We start from the raw sequence: 26,072 nt of genomic DNA, 5'->3' as shown, positions 1-26,072 counted from the left end.
CTCCGCATACTCCTTGCCGGCGTCGGTGAGCTGGACGACCCGCCGGCCGTCCGTCGGACTGCTCCGTACGCACCAGGCCCTCGTCCTCCAACAGCTGCAGGGCCGGGTAGACCGAGCCGGGGCTCGGCCGCCAGGCGCCACCGCTGCGCTCGGTGATCTCCTGGATGATCTGGTAGCCGTGCATCGGCTGCTCAAGAAGCAGCGCGAGCACGGCCGTACGGACATCGCCGCGCGAACGGCGACCGCGGCCGCGCCGGTGACCGCGACCACCGCCCGGCCCGAAAGGACCGAAGCCGCCGCCGAAACCACCGGGACCGAACCCGCCCGGTCCAAAGCCACCGGGACCGAAACCACCCGGCCCGTGCCCACCAGGACCAAAACCGCCGCGACGGCCGAAGCCGGCGCCCGGATCAAAACCAGCACCCGGCCCGAAGCCACCACGCTGGTGCACCCGGCCGTGTGCCCGCCGGTCACCGCCGTGGTGGCCGTGATCGTGCTGGTCATGCCCGTGATGATCACCCTCGTGCCGGTGGTCGTGTCGGTGTCCCCGACGCTCGCCACGCACGCGTCCCATCGCTGCCGCGAAGGCCGCCCGCCGGTCGCCGAAACCCCAGGCGCCCGGTCCAAATCCACCATCTGCTGATAGTGCTGACATATAAAACCACTCCTCAATAAGTCTGGACTGCATCTCGATGGGTTAACGATATATCGAGATAGTCTTCAAAGCAAGGCCTTACCGCAAGGGCTCCGGTCAACCTCGCTGCTCGTACGGCAGGATGGGGCCCATGACGTGTACGGACCGGCTGGTCAGCCTCGCGCCGCCGGCGCCCAACGGAGGCCGTCGATGAGCACACCCCCCCCCACCCGCCGGCTGGACCCAGCCGGAGGCGTACGGCCCGACCCTCACCCCGGGCACCGGCTGGGTGTCCGACGGGCCGCCACCGGGATACCGGCCACCAGTTCTGGTGCACGGCCATCCGCTGGCGCCGCCGATGGATGGACGGTTCCTGGCCCATCTCATCGACATCGCGATCCTGCTGCTGCCCAACCTCATCATCTGCACCGTGCTGTTCATGTTCGTTCCGCTGGGGATCCTGATCGCCGCGCAGGTGCAGGAGCCGTGGCCGTACGTCCTCGCCTATCTCGGCGGGTTCTCGCTGGCTCTGCTGGTGAACCTCGTTCTGCTCTACTTTTACGAGGTCGGATACCAGGTCAAGCACGGCCAGACGTACGGCAAGAAGCGGATGGGGATCAAGATCGTGGGCTTGGAGAACGAGCAGCCAGGCAAGCGTGCCCTGCAACGCCGGTTCCTCGCCCAGTACTGCGTCTCGATCGTGCTGGTCATTCCGATTGTGGGACTGCTGGTCGGATCGGTCGTCGGGATGTACAACTATCTCGATCTCCTGTGGTGCCTCTGGGACAAGCCGTACCAGCAGTGCCTGCATGACAAGTACGCGAAGACCGTGGTGATCAAGGTGGCCCAGTGACCACGCCAGGCTGGTACAAGGACCCGGCTGAGCCCGATGTCCGGCGCTACTGGGACGGCGAGCAGTGGATCGGCGGCGACGGCGTGCCGGCCGACACTGCTATCCCGACCGAACCGCCGGTCGACGAGAAACCGCGCTACGGCGTCAAAGAGCCCGTCCTGGCGCCTTTCGGACCAGAGTCGTTCGGTCCGGAACGCACCGCCCAAAGCCCGGCCGGCTGGGGCGTACCAGTCGGCGGCACCTCGGCCGATGGCCGGCCCACCGGCTATCCAGCGCAACCTGGCTTCCCACCGGCCGGCGCTTTCAAGCTGCCGTTGGGCACGCTGCCCGGAGACGTGCCGGCCCAGGCACTGGCCAGCGTCGGCGAGCGGCTGGCCGCCCGGGTCATCGACATCATGCTGGTCGGGCTGCTGAACGTGGTGGTCAACGGCTGGTTCGTCTACCAGTACATCAGCCAGCCATATTGGCAGCAGGTCGCGGACGCGATGACGGCCGCCGCGAAAGGCCAGGCCATCGATCCGCCGACGGCGACCACAACGGTGTCGTGGCTGGCGATCCTGATCATGGTGATCGCGCGCTCGGGCTCTGGTTCGCGTACGAGGTGCCGCAGATCTGGTACAGCGGGCAGACCCTGGGCAAGCGGCTGATCGGGATCCGCGTGCAGTTCCTGCTGGACCAACAGATGACCTTCGGGTTGTCGATGCGGCGCTGGTGGGTGCAGGCGCTGACGGTGATCTGCTGGCCGATTGGCGCGCTGTTCGGGCTGCTCGACGCGCTGTGGTGCACCTGGGACCAGCCACGCAAGCAGTGCATCCACGACAAGGCCGCTTTCACCATCGTGGTCCGCGCGAGGGCTCCGCGGTCCGAGGCGGCGAGCGGGACCGGCAGCGAGGGAGACCCGTCATGAGCCTGGTTCGGGCGGACCTCGCGAAACTGCCGTCGTACGTGCCCGGCCGGCGGCCCGCCGACGTGGCCGACGCGGCCGGCAACCTCCTGCCGCCGGTGCGCCTCGCCAGCAACGAGGTGCCGTACGGACCGCTGCCCGGGGTCGTCGACGCGATCGCCCACGCGGCCGCCGACGCGCACCGCTACCCGGACGCGGGTTCGGTCGAGCTGCGTGGCCGGCTGGCCGCCTCGTACGGACTCGATCCGGACCAGGTGGCCACCGGCTGCGGTTCGGTCGCGCTCGCCGAGCAGCTCGTACGAGCCACCACCTTCACCGGCGACGAGGTCATCTACTCCTGGCGGTCATTCGAGGCTTATCCGATCGTGGTCGGCGGCCACAGCGCGGTCGCCGTGCCGGTCCCGAACACCGCTGAGCACGGCCACGACCTGGCCGCGATGCGGGCCGCGGTGACCGACCGGACCCGGCTGGTTTTCGTCTGTAACCCCAACAATCCGACTGGTACGGCCATCCGCGGCGGCGAGTTGGCGGAGTTCGTCGACTCGATGCCGGCGGACGTCCTCGTGGTGGTCGACGAGGCGTACCGGGAGTTCGTCACCGACCCCGACGTGCCCGACGGCCTGGATTTCGCCCGCGGACGGGAAAATGTCGTCGTCCTCCGGACCCTTTCCAGCCTGGGGAATGGCGGGCCTGCGGGTCGGCTGGCTGGCCGCGACCCCACATGTGGCCGACACCGTGCGCAAAATCGTCACCACCTTCTCGGTCTCCAGCCTCGCCCAGGCCGCCGCGCTGGCCGCGCTCGACCAGCGCGACGAAATGCGGCGGCGCTGCGACCTGGTGATCGCCGAGCGGCCGCGGATCCTTGAAGCGGTGCGAAAACTCGGCTTCGAAACCCCCGACAGCCAGGCCAACTTCGTCTGGCTGCCGGCTGCCGACGCCACCAGCCAGATCGTGGCGACCTGCGACCGGCACGGCGTGATCGTGCGCGGCTTCGCCGGCGAAGGCATCCGGGTCACGGTTGGTACGCCTGAGGAAAACGACCGCTTTCTGGCGGCCCTCGCCGACGCCGTCTAGCTGTCTCAGTGCTTTGGCAGCAGGGTGGCCAAAGTGGTGGTGAGTGCTTCGACGGCGGCGGCGAAACTGGTGTTGCGGCGGAGTGCCGTAGCGACGATTAAGCCGGGACCGAGCGCGGAGGCCGTACCGGTATGTCGGCTGAGCGGGTCGAGCAGAATGCCGCGGTCCTTGAGCCGATCGAACACCGCGGCTTCGTCCACAGTGGACGGAAACGTCAACGTGATGTGGTAGCCGGCGGCCACCCCGAGAATCCGGGCGGTAGGCACGTACGTCCGCAGAGCCCGCACCAGAGTCTCGCGGCGGGCCCGATAGCGGCCGCGAACCCGGCGCAGGTGCCGATCCAGCGCTCCACTGCCGATCAGCTGCGCCATCGCGAGCTGGTCGATCACCGGGTTGTGCCGATCGGTCAGCAGCCGGAATCGCACCAGCTCCGGCATCATCTCGGCCGGCACCGTCAGCCAGGCGAGTCGCATCGTCGGCGCGAGCGATTTGCTCGTGGTGCCCACATAAACCACCCGGTCCGGCGCGAGGCCCTGGATGGCGCCGACCGGCTGCCGGTCGTAGCGCAGCTCGCCGTCGTAATCGTCCCGATCACCAGCATCCGCCGTCGCTCGGCGAGCGCGAGCAATTCGCTTCGGCGGCTCGGATGCAGTGGTACGCCATAGGGAAACTGGTGTGCTGGGGTGACCAAGACCGCATCAGCGTTGGCATTGGCCAGCCGGGAAACCTCGAGACCGTGGCCGTCCACCGGAATGTCCACAGTGGACAGTCCAAAGTGGACAACCGCTTCTCTGTTGCTGCCAAGGCCTGGATCCTCCACCGCGAGCCGGCCACGGCCGTGCTGTTTCAGCCACTGCAAGACCAACGCCAGCGCATGTGAATAGCCGGCGCAGACCATGATCTGGTCGGCACTGACCCGGACCCCGCGTACTCGTCCGAGGTAGCCGGCCAGCTCGCTGCGCAGTACGTGATGGCCGCGTGCGTCGCCCTGGCGCAGGTCGTCATCGGCCGCGGTCCGCATGACATGCCGGACCGCGGCCGTCCACGCGTTGCGCGGGAAGGCGCTCACGTCCGAAGTCCACGGCCGCAGGTCGAAGACCGGCCCGGTGGCCCGCACCGGATCAACCGGCGCCGGCTCGGCGGAACCAGCTCGTACGGCCGCCGCTACCCGGGTCCCCGCACGGGGATGGGTAACCAGATAACCCTCGGCCATGAGCTGCGCGTACGCCTCGACCACGGTGCCCCGACCGACCCCCACATCGGCAGCCAGCAGCCGAGAGGACGGCAACGACGTACCGGCCGCCAGCTGACCCGTACTGATGGCCTTGCGCAACGCGCGCTCCAGCGCCGCTCGGCGGCCGCCGGACAGGTCGACATCCAGGTGCAACGTGGGTGATCTGGTCCATCTTTCTGCCATAAAGCTGGATCGTACGACCGGACCAGCCGGTGCGTAGAGTCGAGGCATGAGTGAATACGTGATTCCCACCTCGCGACTGAACGCGCGCGAGGAGGCACCGCACGCGTACAAGGCCATGCTCGGCTTCGCCCAGGCGGCCGGTGAGGGACTCGACCCGACCATCGGCGACCTGCCGGATCCGGGCCTCCCAGCTGAACGGCTGTGCTTATTGCGTCGATATGCACACCCGGGACGCGGTCGAACACGGCGACACCCCAGCGCCGCGTCAACAACGTGCCGACCTGGGCCGAGTCACCGCTGTTCACCGCCAAGGAACGAGCTGCGCTGCGGCTGACCGAGGCGATCACCCTGCTCACCGAGGGGCATGTGCCGGACGAGGTCTGGCAGGAGGCCGAGAAGCACTTCGACCCGGCCGAGCTGTCCCGGCTGGTGCTCAGCATCGCCGCGATCAACGCGCTCAACCGGATCGGCGTCTCGACCCGGATGGTCCCAGCGGTGGCCGTATGAGTGCCCAGGCCCTGCGGGCGCTACACCAGCCCGGCCAGCCGCTCGTGTTGCCCAACGCCTGGGACGCCGAGTCAGCCCGCTTGGTGGCCGACGCCGGCTTCCCGGTGGTCGCCACGTCCAGCACCGCGGTCGCCGCGAGCCTCGGCTACCCGGACGGCAAGACCCCGCCAGACGAGGTTTTCGCCGCGCTGGCACGAATAACCCGACGGGTGGACGTGCCGGTGACCGCTGACCTGGAAGGCGGCTACGGCCTGTCCGCGACCGAACTGGTCGACCGGATGGCGACCGCCGGCGTGGTCGGACTGAATTTCGAGGACACCAACTACGACGGCGAACCGGGCCTGACTGACATCAGCCGCCAAGCGGACCGGATCGCCGCTATCAAAGCCGCCGGCCCCGACGTCGTGCTGAACGCCCGTATCGACGTTTTCCTGCCCAGAATCGGAATTCCCGAACAGGACCAAGTTGCCGAGTCTCTTCGCCGAGCCCGCGCCTATGTCGCTGCTGGCGCCGACTGTGTCTACCCCATCTTCATGGCCGAACCGGCCGCGATTTCCGCCTATGTAAAGGAAATCAGCGCACCGCTAAACGTCCTGCTCCGCCCGGGCGCGCCTTCGGTTGCCGAACTTGCCACCCTCGGGGTTGGGCGCATCAGCTTGGGTGGCGGGTTGATGTCCGTCGTACGGGACACTATTTCCGCGGAGCTCAAGAGGCTTGCTGGCTCTTGAAAAACGCACCCCGCAGGCCATGCCGTCGCTGGACTCGTACCAATGCGTGCGCGGGCTGGCAGAACTCCGCCAGCCCGCATCGCTATGTGGTGCTCAGATGAGGTCGGTGCCGATTTCGTGCTTGGAGAGCGCGTGGAAGGCGGCGTCGGAGCCACCGACCTGCGCGGACAGGTGACGGAACGCTCCACGCTCGCCGTGGACATCAACCATGCGACCCCAGGCCGACTGGGCGCGACGCTTGGAACGGGTATGGGACAGGGTAACGGCCTCGCCGCTAGCCAGGTTCACGACTAACTCCTCTTTGAGTGTTTCTCGTCCTTTGTTTCGTCTTCTACGGTACCGGTTCAGAAGCAGATTGCTTAATGGATTCAGACGTGATCGTCCGCACGTTACGGCCGTCACAAAGCCCCCCGGAAAGTGTTGCTGGACAAGACATTCCGCGTTAACCAAGGGTTTCCCACCGGGCCGTCCGGCCCCTGGACCTTGCCCAACCGCGCAACCCCGGTGCGGCGCGAAATTGTCGTAGGTGTCTGTTTTTTTTCTTTCCCCCTCCCTTTGAACGGGCGGGGGGGGGTCGAGAGGTGGACCTTGATTTTTAGTTGAACGTTGGTCCTCGAACCCGCCCCCCACCCGTCACTGGGTGGGGGCAAATCTGCCGGAGGGGTACGACAGTTTCGCGCCGCACCCGACGCGACCGCCACCGAAATCGCGTCGCTCGGCAAGCACGTAGGGGGTTCATGCGGACAACAACGCGGCTACCGAGCGCCAGGGGCGATCAGAACTTGCGGCGTAGGGCGATCAGCGTGATGCGGAACCAGACCATGCCCGCGCACGCCGCGGCCGCCCCCACCTCCAGCAGCCCGACGGCACCGCTAACGGAGTAGCTGACGGTCAGCAGCGCCCCGAGGAAGATCAGGCCGGTGGCGCCGCCGCCAGCCACCGGTGCCGACGGGCCAGCAGCGGCAGGGCCCGCCGGAGGCGGCGGGGCATGCGTACGAGGAACGCGCCCACCACGACCGCGACCAGCACGTTCACCACCCCAGCGAACAGCCGGGACGGCACCCCGCCGGCCTCCACGAGTTGCGTCGAGAACAACGCGCAAAGCAACTCCATCGAGCCGAGCACCCCCACGCACCACGCGAGGACACCGACAATGTTCTTGGCGGCGACCGTCTCGTCTGGAGCCGCCGCGGCCGCATCCAACAGGCCGCCGAGCGCCCGCAGCACTCGCCGGCGACGAAAGTCCAGGATCGCGAGGTCGTGCCGGGCCGCCACGTGGTTGGGCTTGAGCCGCAGCGTCTCCTCGTACGCCAGCCGCGCGGTCTCCCGGTCGCCGCGGTCGGACGCGATGTCACCGACCCGGAAATGCGCGTCCGGGTCGAGCGGGTTCAGCTGGACGGCCCGCCCGGCCATCTCCTGCGCGAGCCCGGACTGGCCGGCCGTGTGCAACACGATCGCGTAGCAGCGCAGCACGATGGATGAGTACGGGTCGAGGCTGACCGCCCGAGCCGCCGCCTCCACCGCGGGCTCGTGCCGGCCGAGCCCGGACAGCGCGAGCGCTCGCAGCCGGTAGGCCCGCTCCGCGAACGGGCCGGCCGCCACCGCCGAGTCGGCGGCCGCGAGGGCCTCGGCGAAGCGGCGGTCCATCAACTGCAGATGCGCGAGCATCATCAGCGCTTCCGCGTCCGCCGGCTCACCGGCCAGCAGCCGGCGCAGTTCCGCCTCGGCGTCCGCGATCCGGCCAAGCTCGACCAGCGCCTGCGCGCGGCGCAACCCTGTGTCCATCAGCCGCGATTCGACCCGTACCCAGGCGCGCCCCCAGCGCCGCTGGCTCGGCGCATCAGACCATGCGCCGTTTTTTCATATACGCCAGCAAATCGTCGTACTCACCGTCGGAGTTCGCGAAGGTGGCCACGTTCCGGGCGGCCGCGAACCACGGGCCGGTGCTGGGTTTGATCTGCCGCAAAGCGGTCTTGAAGTCGTCCATGGTGACCGGCCGGATCGTGCCCGTACGCACCGAGTCAGCCAGCGCGAGCTCAGCGGCGGACTCGCAGCTGTGTGCGATGTCCGCGCCGGAGAAGTCCTCGGTCGCCTTCACCAGCTTCTCGATGTCGATGCCGGCAACCGGCCGGCCAGCGAGGTGGTAGCGCAGGATCGACGCCCGGGCGACCGCGTCCGGTGGCAGCACGAGCAGCATCCGGTCGAACCGGCCGGGCCGGCGCAGCGCGGTGTCCACGTCCCACGGGTGGTTGGTGGCGGCCAGTACGAAGACGCCCTCGTTCTTGCCGGCCACCGAGTCCATCTCGACCAGCAGGGTGTTGACCAGCGTCCGGAGCCAGCTGTTGTTGCGCAGATGTGACCGCTTCTGGCCAAGCGCGTCCAGCTCGTCGAAGAACAGCACGCAGGGCGCGTTTCGGCGGGCCACGTCGAAGAGTTCCTTGACGGCCCGCTCACTGTTCCCGACGTACATGTCCAGCACCTCGGCGATGCCGACCGGGTAGAACTTCGCGCCCATCTCGCCGGCCACCGCGCGGGCGATGAACGTCTTCCCACAGCCGGGCGGGCCATAGAGCACCAAACCACCGGACAGGCTCTTGCGGAATGTCTTGGCCAGCTCGGGGTGGCGCATCGGCCCGAGGAAGGCGATCTCCAGCCGCTGCTTCACCTCTTCCATGCCGCCCACATCGGCCAGCCTTACGCCGGCGACCTGCACCTCTTCGTCCAGCGCGACCGGCTCGCCGTCGTTCACGAAGGCGGGCTGGACGATGTCGCTGACCTCCTGCTCAGCCGCCGACCAGTCGAATTCGGTGCCACCAGGAGGGCGCCCGTCTCCCGGCCGCTGGGCATCGGGTCGCTGAGCGTCCGACGGCTGGGCATCCGGTTGCTGAGCTGCCGACGCGTCTGGCGGCGTGGTGGACTCGGGCTCTCCGGCGGCCGCACCGGCTCAGGCGTGACCGGGGTCGGCTGGGTCGTACCCGACAGCGCCACGCTCACCCCCCCCAGCAGCGCGATCGCCTCGGCGTTGCCGGGTTCCCGCTGCAGCACCTGCGAACACTCGGCCAGCGCCGCGGCCGGTTCGCGGTCAGCCAGCAGGCCGGCCAGGTGCAGGCGCAACGGCACGTCGTCCGGCGCCGCGGCGACGGCGGCGCGAAGACTGGTCAGCAGTGGATCGTCGGTCATCAATTCCTCCGAACATCCACCCTATCCGCCCGCCGCACTCTCCCACCGTCGCTTCACCCGTCCCGCTGCTTTGTCCGCAACGCCGCCGCGCGGAAGGGGCGGGAAAACTGTCGGCCACCCGGAGGAGCCTCGAATTCGGGGGCGGCATTTTTCCGTCGACCGCCATGGGCGTACGCGGGCCGGCTCAGCGGGGGAAAATGAGGGGCGTTGCGATCGCCGCCAGGCCTTCGCCGCGGCCGAGAAAGCCGAGCGTATCGGTGGTGGTGCCGCTCAGGGTCACCGGGCCGCCGGCGGCCGCGGACATCGCCCGCTGGGCCTCGGCCCGGCGCGGTCCGATGCGGGGGGGGTTTTGCCAATCACCTGTACAGCGATGTTGCCGACCTCGAAGCCGGCCTCCCGTACCAGCCGGGCCGCCTCGGTAAGCAGCACGAACCCGCTGGCGCCGTGCCACTCCGGCCGGCCGGTGCCGAAGATGGCGCCGAGGTCGCCCACCCCGGCCGCGGACAGCAACGCGTCGCAGCTCGCGTGCGCGCGACCACGTCGCCGTCCGAGTGGCCGGCGAGGCCAGGCACGTCCTCCCAGAGCAGGCCTGCGACCCAACACGGCCGGGTGACGTCGAAGGTGTGTACGTCGGTGCCGACACCTACTCGCGAAATCGGTGCGCTCATGCCGCCGATCAAAGCACGCGCTACCGTACGCCCGGTGAAGGCAGGGGTGCTGGTGTTGGCCGGCGGCAGCGGTACGTACGCGGCTCGGCGCGGCGACCAACAAGGTCTACCTGCCGCTGGCCGGCCGCAGCGTGATCGCGCATTCGCTGCTGAGGTTCGCGGCGACCCCCGGTGTCGAGCGGCTCGTCCTGGTGGCGCGGCCGTCCGACCACGAGCTGGTACGGGCCGTTCTCGACGAACTTCCGCCCGATCGGGTAGAAGTGGTGGCCGGTGGCAGCAACCGGCACCTCAGCGAGTTGGCTGGTCTGCGGCATCTCGCGGCAGCGATCACCGCCGGCGACCTGGACGTGGTGGCCATTCACGACGGCGCCCGGCCACTGGTCACGCGGGAGTTGATCAGCAAGGTGCTGGCGACGGCGGCCGAACAGGGCGGCGCGATTCCCGGCATCCCGGTCACCGACCTGGTGGCGAAGGACGACTTGCACACCGACCTCACCGAAGCCGGCGGCACGCTCGTACGGGTGCAGACCCCGCAGGCCTTCCGCGCCGCTGAGCTGCTCGATGCGTACGAACGCTCGGCCGCCGAGGATTTCGCCGGCACCGACACCAGCGCCTGCGTGGAGAAATTCACTGATCTGACGGTCGTCTGCGTGCCCGGCGACCCAGGGAATCTCAAGGTGACCTACGCAGCCGATCTGCCGCTCGCCGAGGAACTACTTTCTCAACGGTAAGGCGCCTTACCCGGCACCCCGTACCACCGAAATGCCGAGCCGCTCGGCATAAAAAGGCAGTGCGTTCAAAGGAAAATTCGCCGGTACGGTCGGCAGGACTGCTTCCAGTGCCGCCCGGGTGGCCGCCTGCGGACATCGCATCCGCAGCACAGTCTCGCGGTCGAGGGTCCCGACGATCCGTTGCCGCTGGTCAACGATCTTCACCGTTTCGGGCATCTCCACGACCGGCACGCTCCAACCGAGCGGCCCGGCTGGCAACCCGGCCAACACCGCGTCCGCGACCTCCGGGGTGACCCGGTCGACCTCGTAGAGCAGCACGGTCGAAATGTCCGCCGGCAGCGACTCGACGACGGCCGTCCACGCCCGCACCGCCGGCGCACTCATCGAAAAGGGGACAATAGTCACAGCGTGATCGCTCGCGGTTTTTGGCTCGTACGAGCCGTCGGCGACCGCCAGCACGACGTGGTCGACCGGCCCGGGATGCCGCAGGAACCGCGTCACATTGTCGCCGATTGGAGCGCGAAAAAACGCCCAGAAGACAAGGAAAAGGTGGCAGCCATCCCGACGGCTGCCACCTTTTGAGACGTTACGGAGTTCAGGACTCGAGAACCTCGTCCAGCAGCACCCCGGCCTTGTCCTTGTCAGTGCCCTCGGCCAGCGCCAGTTCGCCGACCAGGATTTCCCGCGCCTTGGACAACATGCGCTTTTCGCCAGCGGAGAGCCCGCGTTCCTTGTCCCGGCGCCACAAATCCCGAACAACCTCGGCGACCTTGTTCACGTCGCCACTGGCGAGCTTTTCTAGATTGGCCTTGTATCGGCGAGACCAGTTGGTTGGCTCCTCGGTGTGTGCGGGGCCCGGAGCACCTGGAAAACGTGCTCGAGTCCCTCTTCGCCAACCACCTCACGAACGCCGACATACTCGGCGTTGTCGGCGGGGACGCGGACGGTTAGATCTCCTTGAGCAACTTTTAGTACGAGGTATTGACGCTCTTCGCCTTTGATGACGCGAGTTTCAATGGCCTCGATGAGAGCTGCCCCGTGGTGCGGGTAGACGACGGTCTCACCAACAGTGAAAGTCATTGGCCTAAGAACCCCTTTCGCTTCACTAAGGATACCACGCCCGCGGTCAGGGACGAGCGTCAAGGTGACGGCATCACCGCAGGTCAGAGGCCATAAGTTGGGTGCCGTAGGGGTTGACAAACCGAGTTGGAGGCTACTCAGCAGGAAAAAACACCGCCCGGCGGACCAGGATCGGTCGGTCCACCCTATGGCGTTGTGGACGCGCTCGGCGCACAGTTAACGGGTCACCCCACCTCACCCCGCCGGGAGTCGTACCGATGGATTCTGCGCGCCGGACGACGAATCCGGCCCGGCCGCCGGCAAAGACCGGTCCGGCCGCGACAAGCACCGTCAGGACCACTCCAGCGACCGGCACGACGAGCTGCCGGACCTGCCGCCGGAATGGGCCGACCTGGTCATCCCGGACGACGCCAGCGCGCTCGCCGACGAGGCCGCCGAAGTACGGGCGGAGCTGCGTTCGCAGCGGCGCGCGGCGGCGCTGGGAGCGGGCTGCTGCGTACCAGGCGTTGGGAAAGGTACGGCCTGTCTGGTCCGCTGCTTGTCCTGGTGCTGGTCGTCGTCGCATCCTTCGCCAGCCTGCTGATCACCGTGCTGCCGAGCCCGCCGAAGGTCCCCAAAGCCGTGGCGCTGACCCATCCAGCGGTCGCCAACGGCCGGCCCGGCGGGCTGCTGCCGGACGTGGTGCTGGCCCGTGGCGACGGCCGGCCGCTGGCGATCCGCAGCCTGCGCCCGGCGGTCGTGCTGCTGATCGCCGACGGCTGCGGCTGCCAGTCGCTGATCAGCGCGTACGTCGACGCCACCGCCGACGCCCGACTGGAGCTGCTGGTCGTCGGCGGGCGGGCATCGTCGGCCGGCCGTACCGCAGCTCGCGATGAGCAGGATCATCGGACTGACCGATCCCGCGTCCTCGCTCACCAAGGGACTGGTCGCGCAGTCCGGGCCGGGTCAACCGACCTCGGTGCTGGTCGGCGCCAACGGCGTGATCTCCAAAGTGGTCAGCAACGCGACCGATCCCAGCGTTCTCCGCGACCAGATCAACGCCCTGATCCCGGCTTAGGCGCTCTGCGGAAAAGCCGAATTCAGAAACCGGCGACCGGCGCCTCGCCGCCGCTCCAGACAGTGATTTTGGTACGGTCACCGCGGAAAAGGTCGCGGGCATATTCCAGCGCGAGCCCGGACTGGGCGTAGGCGGTGCGCTCGATCATCATCAGCGGCTGGCCAACGGCGATCTCCAGCGCGGCCGCCTCGACCTCGGTGGCGATCACCGGCCGGCGAGAGCGCCTCGAACGCCCGCGCCGGCTCCTGCCCGTACACCGAAGTCAGCAGCGCGTAGAGCGAGCCGGTCAACGGTCGCGAAAGCAGGTCCGGGCAAAGCGCGGCCGGGAAGTACGAGCACTCCAAGGCAAGTGGGCGCAGGTTGGCCAACCGGACCCGGATGATCTCGTACACGCCGGCGCCCTCGTCGATGTTCAACGCCGACGCGACCACCCCGGTGGCCGGCCGCCGCTCGGCCTTCAGCACCCGCGCACCGGGCTCCAGGTTGCTCCGCCGCAGTTGCTCGGTGAAGCCAGTCAGCCCGGTCAGGTCGCACTCCACCTTGGGCTGAGCCACGAAAGTGCCGCCATTGCGACCGCCGGTCCGTACCAGCAGCTCGCGCCGTTCCAGCGCGGCCAACGCCTGCCGCAGAGTCATCCGGCTCACCTGCAGCGAGGCCGCCAACTGCCGCTCCGGCGGCAGTCGATCACCAGGAGTGAGATGCCCGGCGACGATCTCGCCACCCAGCCACTGCTCGATCTGGACGTGCATCGGCACGCTGGAGTCGGGTCGGGGATGAAACTGGTCCCCCACAACGAAACTCTCCGTGGTCACGGTCCGTAATGGTACCGGTTCGACCGGGCCGGCGGGGCCGGTTCGGCCCGGCTCGCTAATCACACCAGCCCCACCCAGCCGAGGACGGTGCTGGCAGCGGCATTACGCTGGGGCCGATTTAGCTGGTAGGTCGGGATCTGGGCACGTAAAGCAGGAGGACAGTCGCAGTGACCGTAGGTTCTGGGTCAAAGTCGATGCCGGTAACCGTACGCGCTGGTTTGCTGGCCGCGGCCGGCCTGCTCGCGCTGGCCGGTTGCAGCTCCGGCAAGGTCGCGCAGACCGCCGACCAGCAGAGCGCCATCGACGGCGTGAACGTCAACGTCGGGCAGATAGCCATCCGCGACGCCGCGATCGTGTTTCCCGATGAGTGGCGACGCCACCACGTATCAGGCCGCTGGTGCGGCCCCGCTGGCCGCGGTGCTGGTCAACTCCAGCGGCACCGACGACACCCTGGTCTCGGCCAGCTCGCCGTACGCGAAAAAGGTGACGCTGGCTCCCGCCGAGGATGGCGCCACTCCGCCGGCGACCGGCTGCGTCGCGTCCGCGTCGGTGCTGCCGAGCGCCTCCGCCACCCCCAGCGAGAACGGGCACGCCACCCCGAAGCCAACCGGCAGCCCGAAGCGGCCCGCCGGCACCCCCGGTGCGCACCCGTCCGGGTCCGCCGCCGCATCGAGCTCGGCAGCACCTTCCGGCTCGGCAGCGCCGAGTGACTCAGCCTCGCCGTCGGAGCCGACTGGACCGTCCGCGATCGGCCTTGCGGTGCCGTCGTCGAGCACGGTCCAACTGGTGTCCGGTTGCCAGCAGTTGGTGCTGTCCGACCTGTCGCAACCGGTCACTCCGGCGATGCTGGTGCCGGTCACGCTGACCTTCCAGAACGCCGGCGTGGTGACTCTGCAGCTGCCCTTCGAGCCCGGCGACCGCACTGCCCCGTACGCCCGTGTCCGGGTTCGCTCCCGACAACGGCTGATTCCTCTCTTTTCCTGGTTAAAGGCAGTGTGTGGTGCGGAAGTGAGCGCCTTGGTTAAGGGCGTTTACTGCGGAGGTGAGCGTCCTGGTTAAGGGCGTTTGCTGCGAGGGTGCGGCGTCTCGTCTACCAGGCACGAGAAAACCCCACCCCGACACCAAAAGACGGTGTCGGGGTGGGGTTTTCTCGTGCTTACTGCCGATTCGCCCTGTGTTTCTGGCGCCTTCGGCGCGGGGCGCCGTCGACTACGGCTACGAGAGTCCGCCTTTGTAGGCCCGCAAAGACCGCGGGCCTACAAAGGCGGACGCTCCTGCCGGAGGGGCGACTATCGGCCTGGCGGCCGATGCGCCGGACGGGGCTGGGTCCGTCTAAGTGTGCCGACTCTGGTTTAGAGGTGACGGTCTCGCACGGGGTGAGAACACGGGGCTGGGTCTCGCACGGGTGAGGACACGGGGCTGGGTCTCGCACGGGGTGAGGACGCCGGGGCTGGGTTTCGTCGAAGTTGGCCGACTTTGGTTTAGAAGTGACGATGCGCACGGGGGTAGAACGTGGGGCTGGGTTCCGTGCTGGTGGGCGCGGCGGGGGTGGGAGCGTCGTACCTGGTGGCTACGGTCGGGTTATGGCTAGAGAGCGCACGGCGTATCACTGCGATCAGTGCGGGTTCGTGGTGCCCAAGTGGGTGGGGCGGTGTCCGGACTGCAAGGCGTGGGGGTCGGTCGTCGAGGCCGGGCCCACCGCGACTCGGAAGGTGCCGGCTGGGCCAGTCTCGGCGCCGGCGTTGCCGATCGCGCAGGTCGAGGTGGAGGCGGCCCGGGCGCGGCCGACCGGGGTGGCGGAGCTGGATCGGGTGCTCGGGTCCGGGCTGGTGCCGGGCGCGGTGATCCTGTTGGCCGGCGAGCCCGGGGTGGGCAAGTCGACGCTGCTGCTGGAGGTGGCGCAGTCGTACGCGTCGTCCGGCACTGGCCGAGCGCTGGTGGTGACCGGTGAGGAGTCGACCGCGCAGGTGCGGCTGCGGGCGGAGCGCACGGGCGCGCTGTCCGAAAAACCTCTACCTGGCGGCCGAGACCGAACTGACCGCGGTGCTGGGCCACCTCGACGACGTTTAAGCCGGGGCTGTTGATCCTGGACTCGGTGCAGACGTTCGCGGCGCCCGGCATCGAGTCGGCCGCCGGCGGGGTGACCCAGGTGCGGGCGGTGGCGAGCGCATTGACCGCGGTGGCCAAGGCCCGCGGGATGGCGGTCGTGCTGGTCGGGCACGTCACCAAGGACGGCAGCATCGCCGGGCCGCGGGTGCTGGAACACATCGTGGACGTGGTGCTGCAGTTCACCGGTGAACAGCATTCGCCGCTGCGGTTGGTGCGGGCGGTGAAGAACAGGTTCGGCGCGGCTGACGAGGTGGGTTGCTTCGAGATGCACGAGGGCGGCATCCGTGGGCTGGCCGATCCGTCCGGGCTTTTCCTGAACCGGCACAGCGAGCCGGTGATCGGCACCTGCGTGACGGTCACCATGGAGGGCCGCCGTCCGCTGCTGGCCGAGGTGCAGTCGTTGGTCGCCGCCTCGACGCTGCCGTCGCCGCGGCGGGCCGTGAGCGGCTTGGACCACGCGAGGGTGGCGATGACGCTGGCCGTCGTCGAGCGGCACGCCGAGTGCGTACTGGGCAACAAAGACGTCTTCGCCGCCACCGTCGGCGGTCACCGCATCACCGAGCCGGCCGCGGACCTCGCCGTCGCGATGGCGGTGATGTCTTCCGCCTTCACCCGGCTGCTCCCGCCGGATCTGGTGGCGGTGGGCGAAGTAGGCCTGTCCGGCGAGCTCCGCCGAGTCAGCGGCGTCGGCCGCCGCCTCGCCGAGGCCTACCGCCTGGGCTTCCGGCACGCCCTCGTACCAGCCGGCTCCGAAGACCTCCCCCCCCGAAATGAAGGTCTACCCGGTCGCCGACCTCCCCGCCGCCATCGCCGCCGTCCGCCACATGAACATCCAGGACGGCCGCCCCCCATCCGCCCCCCCGCCCCCTAGAAACACCAACCCTGCCGCCCCACCACGCCCCCACGTCACACACCAAACGCGAGCCCCCGCCAGCCAACAACGCAGCCCAGCCCAGCAAAACTCGGCCCCGGCCGAGCTGCCGTCAGGCAGCGGCCGCGCGAGGCACTCGCGCCACGGCACCGTACTCGCGCCATGACACCGCAGCCCAGGCACGGCACGGCACGGCCGAGGCGCCGAAGGCGCCCGCGGGCCCCACGGCGGTGGGCCGCCCCGGTCTTGGGGGCGTCCCGGCGACGTGGGTGCACCGGCCCGTCCCAGCGGCCGCCAGGCCGCTGGATATGCGGCGGTAGGCCCGCCCGGTCTTGGGGCGGGTCTGGCGACGCATATGCGTTGGGACGCGCGGCAGGCACTGCCGCAACGAACTCAGTACACTGCTGTTGTCAACGCCGACGCTTTCGGGAGGACGTGTGCCGCCGGACCGCGAGGACCGTCTTCGGTCCACTTTGGGTCTTGTCGCGCCAGGCACCGCCCTTAGGGACGGGTTGGAACGCATTCTGCGCGGAAACACTGGTGCTTTGATCGTGCTGGGGTACGACAAAGTGGTGGAAACGCTTTGTACGGGCGGGTTTCCGATGGATGTGGAGTTCGCCGCGACGAGGCTTCGTGAGTTGGCCAAAATGGACGGCGGCGTGGTGCTGTCCACTGATGGCGCTCGGATCGTCCGGGCGGCTGTGCATTTGGTGCCAGATCCGAGCATTCCGACGGAGGAGTCCGGGACTCGGCATCGGACCGCGGAGCGGGTCGCTCGGCAGACGGGTTTCCCGGTGTTGTCGGTGAGCCAGTCGATGCGGATCATCAGTTTGTACGTGGCCGGGATGCGTTATGTGCTGGACGAGTCGTCGGCGATCCTGTCGCGGGCGAACCAGGCGCTGGCCACTTTGGAGCGATACAAGCTCCGGGCTGGACGAGGTTGCCGGCACCCTTTCCGCGCTGGAGATCGAAGACCTGGTGACCGTCCGGGACGCCATGGCGGTCGTGCAGCGGCTGGAGATGGTGCGCCGGATCGCCGACGAGATCTCCGGATACGTGATCGAGCTCGGCATCGATGGGCGGCTGCTGTCTCTGCAGCTGGACGAGCTGATGGCCGGTGTCGACGAGGACCGCACGTTGATCGTCCGGGACTACGTGCCGACCGGGCGGCGGGCCCGCTCGCCGGAGGACGTGTTGGCCGACCTTGACGAGCTGTCCAGCCTGGATTTGCTGGACCTCACGCTGGTGGCCCGATGTTGTGGCTTCCCGCCCACTCAGGACGCGCTGGAGGCGGCGGTCAGCCCGCGGGGCTACCGGCTGCTCGCCAAGGTGCCCCGGCTGCCGGGCACCGTGATCGACCGGCTGGTCGAACATTTCGGTGGCCTGCAACGACTTCTGGGCGCCACCGTGGACCACCTGCAGGCCGTCGACGGGGTCGGCGATGCCCGCGCCCGGAGCGTACGGGAAGGCCTTTCCCGGCTCGCCGAGTCATCCATCCTCGAGCGGTATGTCTAGTGTCCTGCGCCCGAGGTTCATTACTTTCTCCGGCGCCCAGACAGCGATCTGAAAGCATCGGAGAATCGCCCACATACGCACCGGTATGAGGGCGATCCTCCGGCGCACTCAGATCACCGCCTGGATCACCGGATAAAGCAACGAACCTCAGACGCAGGACACTAGGACTTCTTCGCCGCGATGGTGAAGGGGGCCGGCTGGCTCAGGATCGTCGACCACAGGGTGACCAGCTGATACTGCCCCGGGCCGACCCGGGTGCGCTGGCCGGCGCAGTTCCGGGATGAGCTCAGGCCGGACCAGGTCAGGGTGAAGGCGTACGCCTTGCCGGGTTGCAGCAGAGCCGGCTGGGTGCCGCGGTCGGGCTGGCAGTCCGACGAGGACCACAGCCACGATCCGCCGCCCATCACCCGGAATTCGCGCTGTGTCGCGCCGAGGTCGCCCTGGCAGGCGGTGGTGCCGTGGTTGATGACGGTCAGTTTCAGTCGCGGGCTGCTGCCTACCGTCCACTTGGTCGCGTCCAGCGCGGCCGTCACCTGCACCACCGCGGCCGTACAAGCGCCCGGCGCCGACGGGTTGGCCGTCGCGGCCGCGCCGACGGCCGGCGCGCTGGGGCTGGGGGGCGAGGCGGGCGGCAAGCTGGGTGACGGCGTCGGAGCGACTGTTGGGCTGGGCTTGGCGACAGCACTGGGCGAGGCCTTCGGGTGGACCGTGTCGGCCGCCTGCTGGGCTTTGGGAGAGCCGCCACCGAAGGCGCATGTGGTGAGCGTCACCAAAAGCACCAGGATGACGGCAGCGACCAGCCCCCGTCGCCGCCAGTAGACGACGGGTGGGAGCGGCCCGACCGTCAGTTTCATGGTGATTCGCACGGTAACGCGCCGTGGCGCGGCAAAGCGGGAGGACGCGCCGTGCGACCATGTCACGCGATGAACACGCCCTCTGCTCCGGAAGGCGATCGGCTCCCGATCGACGCGTTGCTGGAGTGGTACGACACCAACGCCCGCGACCTGCCCTGGCGCGCTCCTGACGCGTCCCCCTGGGCGGTCCTGGTCAGCGAGTTCATGCTGCAGCAGACCCCGGTCAACCGGGTGTTGCCGGTGTACGAGTCGTGGCTGCGACGCTGGCCGGCGCCGGCCGCGCTGGCCGCCGAACCGGCCGGCGAGCGCGATCCGGGAGTGGGGCCGGCTCGGCTACCCGCGCCGGGCGCTGCGGCTGCACGCCTGCCTGCGCCGGCACGCTCGTGGAGCTGCATGGCGGCGAGGTCCCCGATGACGTGGACGCGCTGCTGGCGTTGCCCGGCGTCGGCACGTACACCGCGCGGGCGATCGCCGCCTTCGCCTATCGCCAGCGAGTGCCGGTCATCGACACCAACGTCCGCCGGGTGCTGACCCGAGTTTTCGACGGAGTGGCTGATTTCGAGCGCTAATGTCACGAATTTAGATCTCGATCGTGCAAAATCTTTGCTGCCGCTACAACCGGAGAGGGCTGCTCGGACGTCTATCTCGTTGATGGAACTCGGAGCCCTGAACTGTGTAGCCCGTACGCCCCGGTGCAGCGATTGCCCGCTGGCGACGCAATGCCGCTGGTTGCTGGCCGGATTCCCAGACAACGCCGGACCGGTCCGCCGGCCGCAGGCGTTCGCCGGGACCGACCGGCAGGTCCGTGGCCTTTTGATGGCTGTCCTGCGCGAATCACCGGCCCCGGTGCCGGCCGGCGATCTCGACGTGGTCTGGCCGAAGGCGGCGCAACGTGCGCGGGCCTTGGACGGGCTGGTCGCCGACGGCCTGGTCGATCCGCTGCCGGACGGCCGCTTCGCGCTGCCAGGCGTGGTGACCCGGTGACCCGCGGTCAGGCACCGGCCGGCGACCCGATGCCGGCCGACGGCGAATCGCTGAACGACTACCTGTTCGACGCGCCGCCGAACGGCCGCCCAACCACCGCCCTGCCGCAGGTCGACGCGGTGCCGACCCCGCGCGGACGGCACGAGCAACTGGCGCCGAACGGTGCGCCGGCGCGCCCGGATCCGCTGCTACAAACCCCGTTGAACGCCGGTGACGAGGCCTTCGCCGCGTACGACCAGAACCCGCTCAACCAGAACCCGCCGCACCAGCGGCCCCTAAACCAGGGCCCGCTCGGTCAGAGCCCGCTCCGGCAGGGCCCACCGGCGCCGCCGAAAGGCCCACCGATCCAGGGTCCGCCGGATCGCCGGCCGCCGCGCCGGCGTGGTCGCCGGGGCTGGCTGATCGCGACCGTGCTGGGCGCGGTGGCGGCCGTCGCGGCGGTGCTTTTCGCGGTCGTGCCGGCGAACGGCACGGGCGGCGACACTCCGCCGCCGCCCAGCGGCGGCAAGGTCGTCGCGCCGATCACCCAGCCGGCTGGCGGCGAGGATCCGGGCATCTGGCCACCGCCGCGGTCCCCAACGTGTCGGCCACCGGCCCGCTCCCGGTGGTGCCACTCGCACCCCCGCCGGACGGGCCGCTGAAGCTGGACCAGTCCGGCCCGTACGCGCCGCTGGTCACCCGGATCCCGACCGACAAGAAGATCGTGTTCATCACGATGGACGACGGCACCACGCAGGCGCCGGTCGCGCAGGACCTGTTCCGGGAGAGCAAGCTCCCGGTCACGATGTTCCTGATCAGCCACACCGCCGCCAGCAACCCGAAATACTTCAAAGGTCTGGTGCAGAAGGGCGCCCGGGTCGAGGACCATACCGTCACCCACCCGATGATGAACTTGAACAAGCGCTCGGCGCTCTATCAGAAGAACCAGATCTGTGGCGCGAGCAAGCAGTTGAAGGGCATCTTCGGCATCCAGCCGACGCTGTTCCGGCCGCCGTACGGGCTCTACAACGAGACCACCCTGAAGATCGCCCACGACTGCGGCATCCACGCCGTGGTGATGTGGGAGGGCTCGATGATTGGCGGCGGACTGTTCATCAACCAGCACGAGGTCGGGCCGCGCAACCCGCTCAAGCCCGGGATGATCCTGCTGATGCACTTCACTCCGCACTTCAACGAGGACTACCGGGTGCTGCTGGCCGCGATAGCCAAATCCGGCTACTCGGTCGGCCGGCTCACCGACTACCTGCAGTAGGCCAGGTGTCGGTTGGGTCACAATTGCCCGACCAGCCAACTCAGCGGGTCGGTCGACCGTCTTTGCTGTGAAGGGCCTGTGCGTTGTTCGCAACGCCCCGTTGCTTGCGTCCGGCGCAGGCAACGGGCGTTGCGGACCACCATCCATCGCAGGGAACGCCCGGAAAGGGATCCGTGTACCGTCACCGCGCCGTCGCCGCCGCACTCGTGTCCATCTGCCTGCTGGCCGCCGGTTGCGGCGCCACCAAGCCCAGCGGCGGGGGTACGCCCAGCGGCAGCGCTGCCGGCCAGCCCACCGTGCAGCCGAGTCCCACGCCCAGCCGGGCCGATCCCGGCTCCACCGCCGACGGGCTCCCGGCCGTACCAGCCTTCGACCCGGCCCCGCCGGCGCAGCCGACCAAGCTGACCGCGCCGCCCGGCGAGGTGCCGGCGCTGCACGAGATCACCACCACCCAGAAGGTCGCGTTCATCACGATGGACGACGGGGCCGTACGAACCCCGAAGGCCGCCGCGATGCTGCGCAAGGCCGGCGTGCCGGTGACGCTCTTCCTGATGGGCAACGACGTCGATCCCGATCCGGCCTATTTCCGCGGCCTGCAGGACGCCGGCGCCCGGATCGAGGACCACACCCAGACCCACCCGGAGATGCCGAAGCTTTCGGCGGCCCGACAGAAGCAGGAAATCTGTCCCATCGCGGACAAGTATCAGAAACTTTTCGGCAAGCGCCCGACGCTTTTCCGGCCGCCGTACGGCGACTACAACTCGACCACCCAGAAAATGGTGGCCGCCTGCGGGCTGAGCTATCTGGTGCTGTGGCGGGAAACCACCGACAACGGCAAGGTCTTCTACCAGCGACCGGACCAAAAGGTGCATGCCGGCGACATCATTCTGATGCACTTCCGGGTCGCCTTCGTACGTGACTTCGCCGCGGTGTTGTGGGCAATCAAGAAAGCCGGCCTGACGCCAGCCGTTCTACAGGACTACCTGCCAGTCCCCGCAAAGACTCCGTGAGCGCTGCGTATCATCGCGAGAAACGAAACTCCATACCGGAATGGCAGTGAATGTTTTGGTGACTATTCTTTTACCGCCCGGTGCCGACAAACAATGCGGCCGGAAATGACGCAACCGCCGGCCGCCTCGCCGCGACGGAAAATGCGGCCGGGCTGGTGGGTCGCCATCGCGGCCGCTCTCGCAGCGGTCGTCCTGGTGGTCGCGGTGCCGCTCACCTCACACCTGCGGCATCCCGGCGAGGCCGCGCAGACCCCGTCGGCCGAGCCGCCCCCAGCGGTCACGTATCCGGCTCTCGCGCCGCTGCCGACGATCCCGTTGGCGGCCCCGCCGCCGGCCGCGATCCGGCTCAACGACAGCGGGCCTGAGGTGCCGGTGGTCACCCGGATCCCGACCGACAAGAAGATCGTTTTCATCACGATGGACGACGGCACCTTCCCGAACCCGGCCGCGCCGCGGCTGTTCGCGGCCACCAAGCTGCCGGCCACGCTGTTCCTGATCAGCAAGACCGCCGCCAAGACCCCGCTCTACTTCAAGAGTCTGGTGGCCGACGGCGCGCGGGTCGAGGGCCACACCGTGAACCACCCGTACGGCGGCCTCAAGGGCCGGTCGGAGAAGGTGCAGCATTCGGAGCTGTGCAACTCCGCGGTGCAGCTGAAGCAGATCTTCGGCAGCACCCCGAAATGGTTCCGGCCACCGTACGGGACGTACGACCAGACCACCCTGCGGACCGCGAAGCAGTGCGGCTACCAGGTGTCGGTGATGTGGGAGGCGTCGGTCATCGACGGCGTGCTCTGCATCGCGCAGCATCAGTTCGGGGCGGGCAACCCGTTGCAGCCCGGGATGATCCTGCTGATGCACTTCACCCAGAACTTCGAGCACGACTACCGAACGTTGCTGGCGGCGATCCAGCAGTCCGGCTACTCGGTCGGCCGGCTCAGCGACTACCTGGACCAGACCCGAGCCCCCAAGACCGGCCCGCACCCGTCCCTGGTGGTGCCCAAGCCGGTGACCCCGATATCCGGCCCGCTCTGCCCGGACGTCGCCGCCGCACAGGCGTCCCAGTCCGCCGCGGCCGCCGCGGCCGCCGCCCAAAGCGCATGCCTCCCCGACGACGACCGCCAAGGACTAGCACTTCTTCGCGAACCCGACATTCTCGTCGTGCGGCCGACGACAACGTCGAGTCCGCTGGGGTTGCTCGTACGCAGAAAGGCCGGGCCCTCGCGGACCCGGCCTTTCTGCTGTCAAGCGCGGATTACTCGGTGCCGGTCGCCTTGGCGACGCTGACGGCTGGTTTGTCCTTGGCCGCAAACCAGTTCCTTCTCGGCCGGCTTGTCGCCGGTCGCGAAGGTGAGCTTGGCCTTGTCCGGGACCTCCGGGTCGCCCTCGACATCGATGGTGATGTTCTGTCCGGGCTGGACCTCGCCGAACAGGATCTTCTCGCTCAGCGTGTCCTCGATCTCGCGCTGGATGGTGCGACGCAGCGGCCGGGCACCCAACACCGGGTCGAAACCCTTCTTGGCCAGAAAGGTCCTGGCGTTCTGGGTCAGCGTGAGCCCCATGTCCTTGTTCTTCAGCTGAGTCGAGACCCTCGCGATCATGATGTCCACGATCTGGATGATCTCTTCCTGGCTCAGCTGGTGGAACACCACGATGTCGTCGATCCGGTTCAGGAACTCAGGCCGGAAGTGCTGCTTGAGCTCGTCCTGGACCTTCTGCTTCATCCGCTCGTAGTTGCTGGCCTGGTCGTTGCCCGACTGGAAGCCGAGGCTGACGGCCTTGGAAACGTCCCGCGTCCCGAGGTTGGTGGTCATGATCAACACCGTGTTCTTGAAGTCCACGATGCGACCCTGACCGTCGGTCAGCCGGCCGTCCTCCAGCACCTGCAGCAGCGTGTTGAAGACATCCGAGTGGGCCTTCTCGACCTCGTCGAACAACACCACGCTGAACGGCTTGCGGCGGACCTTCTCGGTCAGCTGGCCACCCTCGTCATACCCGACATACCCGGGAGGCGCACCGACCAGGCGGGAGACCGTGTACCGGTCGTGGAACTCGGACATGTCCAGCTGGATGAGCGCGTCGTCGTCGCCGAACAGGAACTCCGCGAGCGCCTTGGACAGCTCGGTCTTACCGACACCGGACGGGCCGGCGAAGATGAACGAACCACCGGGACGCTTGGGGTCCTTCAGGCCGGCGCGCGTACGCCGGATGGCCTGACTGACGGACTTGATCGCCTCCTGCTGGCCGACGACCCGGCGGTGCAGCAGCTCGTCTTCCATGCGCAGCAGCCGGGAAGTCTCCTCCTCGGTCAGCTTGAAGACCGGGATGCCCGTCCAGTTCGCCAGTACCTCGGCGATCTGCTCGTCGTCGACCTCGCTGACCACGTCGAGGTCGCCGGACTTCCATTCCTTCTCCCGCTGGGACTTCTGGTTCAGCAGGGTCTTCTCGTTGTCCCGCAGACTCGCGGCCTTCTCGAAGTCCTGCGAGTCGATCGCGGACTCCTTCTGCCGGCGTACGTCCGCGATCTTCTCGTCGAACTCACGCAGGTCCGGTGGCGCGGTCATCCGGCGGATCCGCATCCGGGCGCCGGCCTCGTCGATCAGGTCGATCGCCTTGTCCGGCAGGAAGCGGTCCGAGATATACCGGTCGGCGAGGCTCGCGGCGGCGACCAACGCGGCGTCGGTGATCGACACCCGGTGGTGCGCCTCGTACCGGTCGCGCAGGCCCTTCAGGATCTCGATGGTGTGCGCCAGCGACGGCTCGGCCACCTGGATCGGCTGGAACCGGCGCTCCAGCGCGGCGTCCTTCTCTCCAAATACTTGCGGTATTCGTCGAGGGTGGTCGCGCCGATGGTCTGCAGCTCACCGCGGGCCAGCATCGGCTTGAGGATGCTGGCGGCGTCGATCGCGCCCTCGGCGGCACCCGCACCCACCAGGGTATGGATCTCGTCGATGAACAGGATGATGTCGCCGCGGGTACGGATCTCCTTGAGCACCTTTTTCAGGCGCTCTTCGAAGTCGCCGCGGTAGCGGGAACCGGCGACCAGCGCGCCGAGGTCCAGCGAGTAGAGCTGCTTGTCCTTCAGCGTCTCGGGCACGTCACCCTTGACGATGGACTGGGCCAGCCCCTCCACCACCGCGGTCTTGCCGACACCCGGCTCGCCGATCAGCACCGGGTTGTTCTTCGTACGGCGGGAGAGCACCTGCATCAGGCGCTCGATCTCCTTCTGCCGGCCGATCACCGGGTCGAGCTTGCCCTCGCGGGCGGCCTGGGTGTAGTTGCGGGCCGAACTGGTCCAGCACCAGCGAGGTCGACGGAGTGCCCTCGGACGACGGGCCGCCACTGGACTCCTTGCCGCCCTGGTAGCCGGACAGCAGCTGGATGACCTGCTGCCGCACCCGGTTCAGGTCGGCGCCGAGCTTGACCAGCACCTGCGCGGCGACGCCCTCGCCCTCGCGGATCAGGCCGAGCAGGATGTGCTCGGTCCCGATGTAGTTGTGGCCGAGCTGCAAAGCCTCGCGAAGGCTCAGCTCCAGCACCTTCTTCGCCCGCGGGGTGAAGGGGATGTGCCCGGACGGGGCCTGCTGACCCTGCCCGATGATCTCCTCCACCTGCTGGCGTACACCTTCCAGCGAGATGCCGAGGGACTCCAGCGCTTTCGCGGCGACGCCCTCGCCCTCGTGGATGAGCCCGAGCAGGATGTGTTCGGTCCCGATGTAGTTGTGGTTGAGCATCCTGGCTTCTTCCTGCGCCAGGACGACAACGCGACGTGCGCGGTCGGTAAATCTCTCGAACATCCCTCGTGCTCCTCACATGCCAGCCGGCACCTTGCACC

Annotated in this window: 23 protein-coding genes and 12 pseudogenes; 17 read left to right on the top strand and 18 right to left on the bottom strand. The window is 68.5% G+C overall.

The window, feature by feature from the left end:
- Positions 1 to 109: 109 nt before the first annotated feature.
- Positions 110 to 184: pseudogene (locus GNX96_RS62410) on the bottom strand (PadR family transcriptional regulator); the annotation flags it as partial.
- Between GNX96_RS62410 and GNX96_RS62405 the strand changes: the two are divergent.
- Positions 179 to 643, top strand: a complete 465-nt coding sequence (locus GNX96_RS62405) for a hypothetical protein (RefSeq protein WP_390623900.1) — start codon at positions 179 to 181, stop codon at positions 641 to 643. The pseudogene GNX96_RS62410 and the gene GNX96_RS62405 overlap by 6 nt on opposite strands.
- Positions 644 to 751: 108 nt before the next feature.
- Here the strand turns inward: GNX96_RS62405 and GNX96_RS03775 are convergent, their stop codons facing one another.
- Positions 752 to 916, bottom strand: coding sequence for a hypothetical protein (locus GNX96_RS03775; protein WP_163567011.1), 165 nt, complete (start codon positions 914 to 916; stop codon positions 752 to 754).
- 7 nt (positions 917 to 923) lie between these two features.
- Between GNX96_RS03775 and GNX96_RS03770 the strand changes: the two genes are divergently transcribed.
- From GNX96_RS03770 to hisC, 4 genes and pseudogenes are all read left to right on the top strand, one after another.
- A complete protein-coding gene (locus GNX96_RS03770) occupies positions 924 to 1,487 on the top strand; it encodes an RDD family protein (protein WP_163567010.1) in 564 nt (187 codons plus the stop codon).
- Complete coding sequence (locus GNX96_RS03765; protein ID WP_163567009.1) at positions 1,484 to 2,134, top strand: DUF2510 domain-containing protein; 651 nt, start codon at positions 1,484 to 1,486, stop codon at positions 2,132 to 2,134. The genes GNX96_RS03770 and GNX96_RS03765 overlap by 4 nt, the downstream gene beginning before the upstream one ends.
- Positions 2,089 to 2,394: an RDD family protein gene (locus GNX96_RS03760; RefSeq protein WP_163567008.1), complete on the top strand. Its 306-nt coding sequence runs from the start codon at positions 2,089 to 2,091 to the stop codon at positions 2,392 to 2,394. Before GNX96_RS03765 ends, GNX96_RS03760 begins: the two co-directional genes overlap by 46 nt.
- Positions 2,391 to 3,465, top strand: a pseudogene (gene hisC, locus GNX96_RS03755) (histidinol-phosphate transaminase). Before GNX96_RS03760 ends, hisC begins: the two are co-directional and overlap by 4 nt.
- A 5-nt stretch (positions 3,466 to 3,470) precedes the next feature.
- On the opposite strand, the gene GNX96_RS03750 reads toward hisC, so the two are convergent.
- Together GNX96_RS03750 and GNX96_RS03745 are read right to left on the bottom strand one after the other, a co-directional pair.
- On the bottom strand, positions 3,471 to 3,938 hold the full coding sequence (locus GNX96_RS03750; protein ID WP_163567007.1) for an aminotransferase-like domain-containing protein: 468 nt from the start codon (positions 3,936 to 3,938) through the stop codon (positions 3,471 to 3,473).
- Positions 3,920 to 5,044: an aminotransferase-like domain-containing protein gene (locus GNX96_RS03745; protein ID WP_279579275.1), complete on the bottom strand. Its 1,125-nt coding sequence runs from the start codon at positions 5,042 to 5,044 to the stop codon at positions 3,920 to 3,922. The genes GNX96_RS03750 and GNX96_RS03745 overlap by 19 nt, the downstream gene beginning before the upstream one ends.
- Here GNX96_RS03745 and GNX96_RS48545 point away from each other — a divergent pair.
- From GNX96_RS48545 to GNX96_RS03735, 3 genes and pseudogenes are all read left to right on the top strand, one after another.
- Positions 5,023 to 5,106, top strand: a pseudogene (locus GNX96_RS48545) (carboxymuconolactone decarboxylase family protein); the annotation flags it as partial. The gene GNX96_RS03745 and the pseudogene GNX96_RS48545 overlap by 22 nt on opposite strands.
- A gap of 49 nt (positions 5,107 to 5,155) precedes the next feature.
- Positions 5,156 to 5,389, top strand: a complete 234-nt coding sequence (locus GNX96_RS48540) for a carboxymuconolactone decarboxylase family protein (protein WP_279579318.1) — start codon at positions 5,156 to 5,158, stop codon at positions 5,387 to 5,389.
- Complete coding sequence (locus GNX96_RS03735) at positions 5,386 to 6,117, top strand: isocitrate lyase/PEP mutase family protein (RefSeq protein WP_163567005.1); 732 nt, start codon at positions 5,386 to 5,388, stop codon at positions 6,115 to 6,117. The genes GNX96_RS48540 and GNX96_RS03735 overlap by 4 nt, the downstream gene beginning before the upstream one ends.
- A 93-nt stretch (positions 6,118 to 6,210) precedes the next feature.
- On the opposite strand, the gene GNX96_RS03730 is transcribed toward GNX96_RS03735, so the two are convergent.
- The 5 genes and pseudogenes from GNX96_RS03730 to ispF all read right to left on the bottom strand — a co-directional run bounded on the left by GNX96_RS03730 (position 6,211) and on the right by ispF (position 9,965).
- Positions 6,211 to 6,405, bottom strand: a complete 195-nt coding sequence (locus tag GNX96_RS03730) for a hypothetical protein (RefSeq protein WP_163567004.1) — start codon at positions 6,403 to 6,405, stop codon at positions 6,211 to 6,213.
- A 487-nt stretch (positions 6,406 to 6,892) separates the two neighbouring features.
- The gene (locus GNX96_RS03725; protein ID WP_163567003.1) at positions 6,893 to 7,057 is read right to left on the bottom strand and encodes a hypothetical protein; all 165 of its coding nucleotides are present in this window, start codon (positions 7,055 to 7,057) and stop codon (positions 6,893 to 6,895) included.
- Positions 7,030 to 7,902, bottom strand: coding sequence for a tetratricopeptide repeat protein (locus tag GNX96_RS03720; RefSeq protein ID WP_279579274.1), 873 nt, complete (start codon positions 7,900 to 7,902; stop codon positions 7,030 to 7,032). The genes GNX96_RS03725 and GNX96_RS03720 overlap by 28 nt, the downstream gene beginning before the upstream one ends.
- A 55-nt stretch (positions 7,903 to 7,957) precedes the next feature.
- A pseudogene (locus GNX96_RS03715) lies at positions 7,958 to 9,297 on the bottom strand (ATP-binding protein).
- A gap of 184 nt (positions 9,298 to 9,481) precedes the next feature.
- A pseudogene (gene ispF, locus GNX96_RS03705) lies at positions 9,482 to 9,965 on the bottom strand (2-C-methyl-D-erythritol 2,4-cyclodiphosphate synthase).
- Positions 9,966 to 10,036: 71 nt separating this feature from the next.
- Here ispF and GNX96_RS03700 point away from each other — a divergent pair.
- Positions 10,037 to 10,696: pseudogene (locus GNX96_RS03700) on the top strand (IspD/TarI family cytidylyltransferase); the annotation flags it as partial.
- A 6-nt stretch (positions 10,697 to 10,702) separates the two neighbouring features.
- Here GNX96_RS03700 and GNX96_RS03695 read toward each other — a convergent pair.
- The 3 genes and pseudogenes from GNX96_RS03695 to GNX96_RS03685 form a co-directional block, all read right to left on the bottom strand.
- Positions 10,703 to 11,197, bottom strand: coding sequence for a glycosyltransferase family protein (locus GNX96_RS03695; RefSeq protein WP_163567001.1), 495 nt, complete (start codon positions 11,195 to 11,197; stop codon positions 10,703 to 10,705).
- Positions 11,198 to 11,291: 94 nt separating this feature from the next.
- Positions 11,292 to 11,776 (bottom strand): annotated as a pseudogene (locus tag GNX96_RS03690) (CarD family transcriptional regulator).
- A gap of 330 nt (positions 11,777 to 12,106) precedes the next feature.
- Positions 12,107 to 12,661, bottom strand: coding sequence for a hypothetical protein (locus GNX96_RS03685; RefSeq protein ID WP_163567000.1), 555 nt, complete (start codon positions 12,659 to 12,661; stop codon positions 12,107 to 12,109).
- On the opposite strand from GNX96_RS03685, the gene GNX96_RS03680 reads away from it, so the two are divergent.
- Complete coding sequence (locus tag GNX96_RS03680; protein WP_163566999.1) at positions 12,648 to 12,833, top strand: hypothetical protein; 186 nt, start codon at positions 12,648 to 12,650, stop codon at positions 12,831 to 12,833. The genes GNX96_RS03685 and GNX96_RS03680 overlap by 14 nt on opposite strands.
- A gap of 22 nt (positions 12,834 to 12,855) precedes the next feature.
- Here GNX96_RS03680 and GNX96_RS62400 read toward each other — a convergent pair whose 3' ends face one another.
- The 4 genes and pseudogenes from GNX96_RS62400 to GNX96_RS48530 form a co-directional block, all read right to left on the bottom strand.
- Positions 12,856 to 13,041, bottom strand: a complete 186-nt coding sequence (locus GNX96_RS62400; RefSeq protein ID WP_390623899.1) for a UTRA domain-containing protein — start codon at positions 13,039 to 13,041, stop codon at positions 12,856 to 12,858.
- 88 nt (positions 13,042 to 13,129) lie between these two features.
- Positions 13,130 to 13,582: pseudogene (locus GNX96_RS62395) on the bottom strand (GntR family transcriptional regulator); the annotation flags it as partial.
- A gap of 248 nt (positions 13,583 to 13,830) precedes the next feature.
- Positions 13,831 to 14,025 carry a hypothetical protein gene (locus tag GNX96_RS03670; protein WP_163566997.1) on the bottom strand — a complete coding sequence of 65 codons (195 nt, stop codon included), beginning with the start codon at positions 14,023 to 14,025 and terminating at the stop codon, positions 13,831 to 13,833.
- Between the two features lie 6 nt (positions 14,026 to 14,031).
- A complete protein-coding gene (locus GNX96_RS48530; RefSeq protein ID WP_279579271.1) occupies positions 14,032 to 14,568 on the bottom strand; it encodes a hypothetical protein in 537 nt (178 codons plus the stop codon).
- Positions 14,569 to 15,228: 660 nt separating this feature from the next.
- Here GNX96_RS48530 and radA point away from each other — a divergent pair.
- Together radA and disA are read left to right on the top strand one after the other, a co-directional pair.
- A pseudogene (gene radA / locus GNX96_RS67045) lies at positions 15,229 to 16,625 on the top strand (DNA repair protein RadA).
- 437 nt (positions 16,626 to 17,062) lie between these two features.
- A pseudogene (gene disA / locus GNX96_RS03655) lies at positions 17,063 to 18,140 on the top strand (DNA integrity scanning diadenylate cyclase DisA).
- Positions 18,141 to 18,301: 161 nt separating this feature from the next.
- On the opposite strand, the gene GNX96_RS03650 reads toward disA, so the two are convergent.
- Positions 18,302 to 19,006, bottom strand: a complete 705-nt coding sequence (locus GNX96_RS03650; protein WP_163566995.1) for a hypothetical protein — start codon at positions 19,004 to 19,006, stop codon at positions 18,302 to 18,304.
- 57 nt (positions 19,007 to 19,063) lie between these two features.
- On the opposite strand from GNX96_RS03650, the pseudogene GNX96_RS03645 reads away from it, so the two are divergent.
- The 5 genes and pseudogenes from GNX96_RS03645 to GNX96_RS03625 all read left to right on the top strand — a co-directional run bounded on the left by GNX96_RS03645 (position 19,064) and on the right by GNX96_RS03625 (position 23,524).
- Positions 19,064 to 19,978: pseudogene (locus GNX96_RS03645) on the top strand (A/G-specific adenine glycosylase).
- On the top strand, positions 19,975 to 20,619 hold the full coding sequence (locus GNX96_RS03640) for a hypothetical protein (protein WP_163566994.1): 645 nt from the start codon (positions 19,975 to 19,977) through the stop codon (positions 20,617 to 20,619). Before GNX96_RS03645 ends, GNX96_RS03640 begins: the two are co-directional and overlap by 4 nt.
- On the top strand, positions 20,586 to 21,230 hold the full coding sequence (locus GNX96_RS03635; protein WP_163566993.1) for a polysaccharide deacetylase family protein: 645 nt from the start codon (positions 20,586 to 20,588) through the stop codon (positions 21,228 to 21,230). Before GNX96_RS03640 ends, GNX96_RS03635 begins: the two co-directional genes overlap by 34 nt.
- 173 nt (positions 21,231 to 21,403) lie before the next feature.
- A complete protein-coding gene (locus tag GNX96_RS03630; protein ID WP_163566992.1) occupies positions 21,404 to 22,240 on the top strand; it encodes a polysaccharide deacetylase family protein in 837 nt (278 codons plus the stop codon).
- A gap of 105 nt (positions 22,241 to 22,345) precedes the next feature.
- Positions 22,346 to 23,524 (top strand): polysaccharide deacetylase family protein, encoded by a 1,179-nt coding sequence (locus tag GNX96_RS03625; RefSeq protein WP_163566991.1) that lies wholly within the window; start codon positions 22,346 to 22,348, stop codon positions 23,522 to 23,524.
- Here GNX96_RS03625 and GNX96_RS03620 read toward each other — a convergent pair.
- Positions 23,482 to 26,034, bottom strand: a pseudogene (locus tag GNX96_RS03620) (ATP-dependent Clp protease ATP-binding subunit). The gene GNX96_RS03625 and the pseudogene GNX96_RS03620 overlap by 43 nt on opposite strands.
- Between the last annotated feature and the right edge of the window lie 38 nt (positions 26,035 to 26,072).

Origin of the sequence: Fodinicola feengrottensis (assembly GCF_010993775.1) — a bacterium.
Classification (GTDB): Bacteria; Actinomycetota; Actinomycetes; order Mycobacteriales; family HKI-0501; genus Fodinicola; species Fodinicola feengrottensis.
Note: the sequence above shows the minus strand (reverse complement) of the source record. Positions and strands in the feature narration are given on the sequence as shown.

Excerpts from the sequence above, each read along its gene's own strand:
- GNX96_RS03750 (WP_163567007.1), bottom strand. The coding sequence starts at position 3,938 with ATGCGACTCGCCTGGCTGACGGTGCCGGCCGAGATGATGCCGGAGCTG.
- GNX96_RS03745 (WP_279579275.1), bottom strand. The coding sequence starts at position 5,044 with ATGGTCGGGTCGAGTCCCTCACCGGCCGCCTGGGCGAAGCCGAGCATG.
- GNX96_RS03735 (WP_163567005.1), top strand. The coding sequence starts at position 5,386 with ATGAGTGCCCAGGCCCTGCGGGCGCTACACCAGCCCGGCCAGCCGCTC.
- GNX96_RS03720 (WP_279579274.1), bottom strand. The coding sequence starts at position 7,902 with ATGGACACAGGGTTGCGCCGCGCGCAGGCGCTGGTCGAGCTTGGCCGG.
- GNX96_RS03680 (WP_163566999.1), top strand. The coding sequence starts at position 12,648 with ATGAGCAGGATCATCGGACTGACCGATCCCGCGTCCTCGCTCACCAAG.
- GNX96_RS03685 (WP_163567000.1), bottom strand. The coding sequence starts at position 12,661 with ATGATCCTGCTCATCGCGAGCTGCGGTACGGCCGGCCGACGATGCCCG.
- GNX96_RS03625 (WP_163566991.1), top strand. The coding sequence starts at position 22,346 with ATGACGCAACCGCCGGCCGCCTCGCCGCGACGGAAAATGCGGCCGGGC.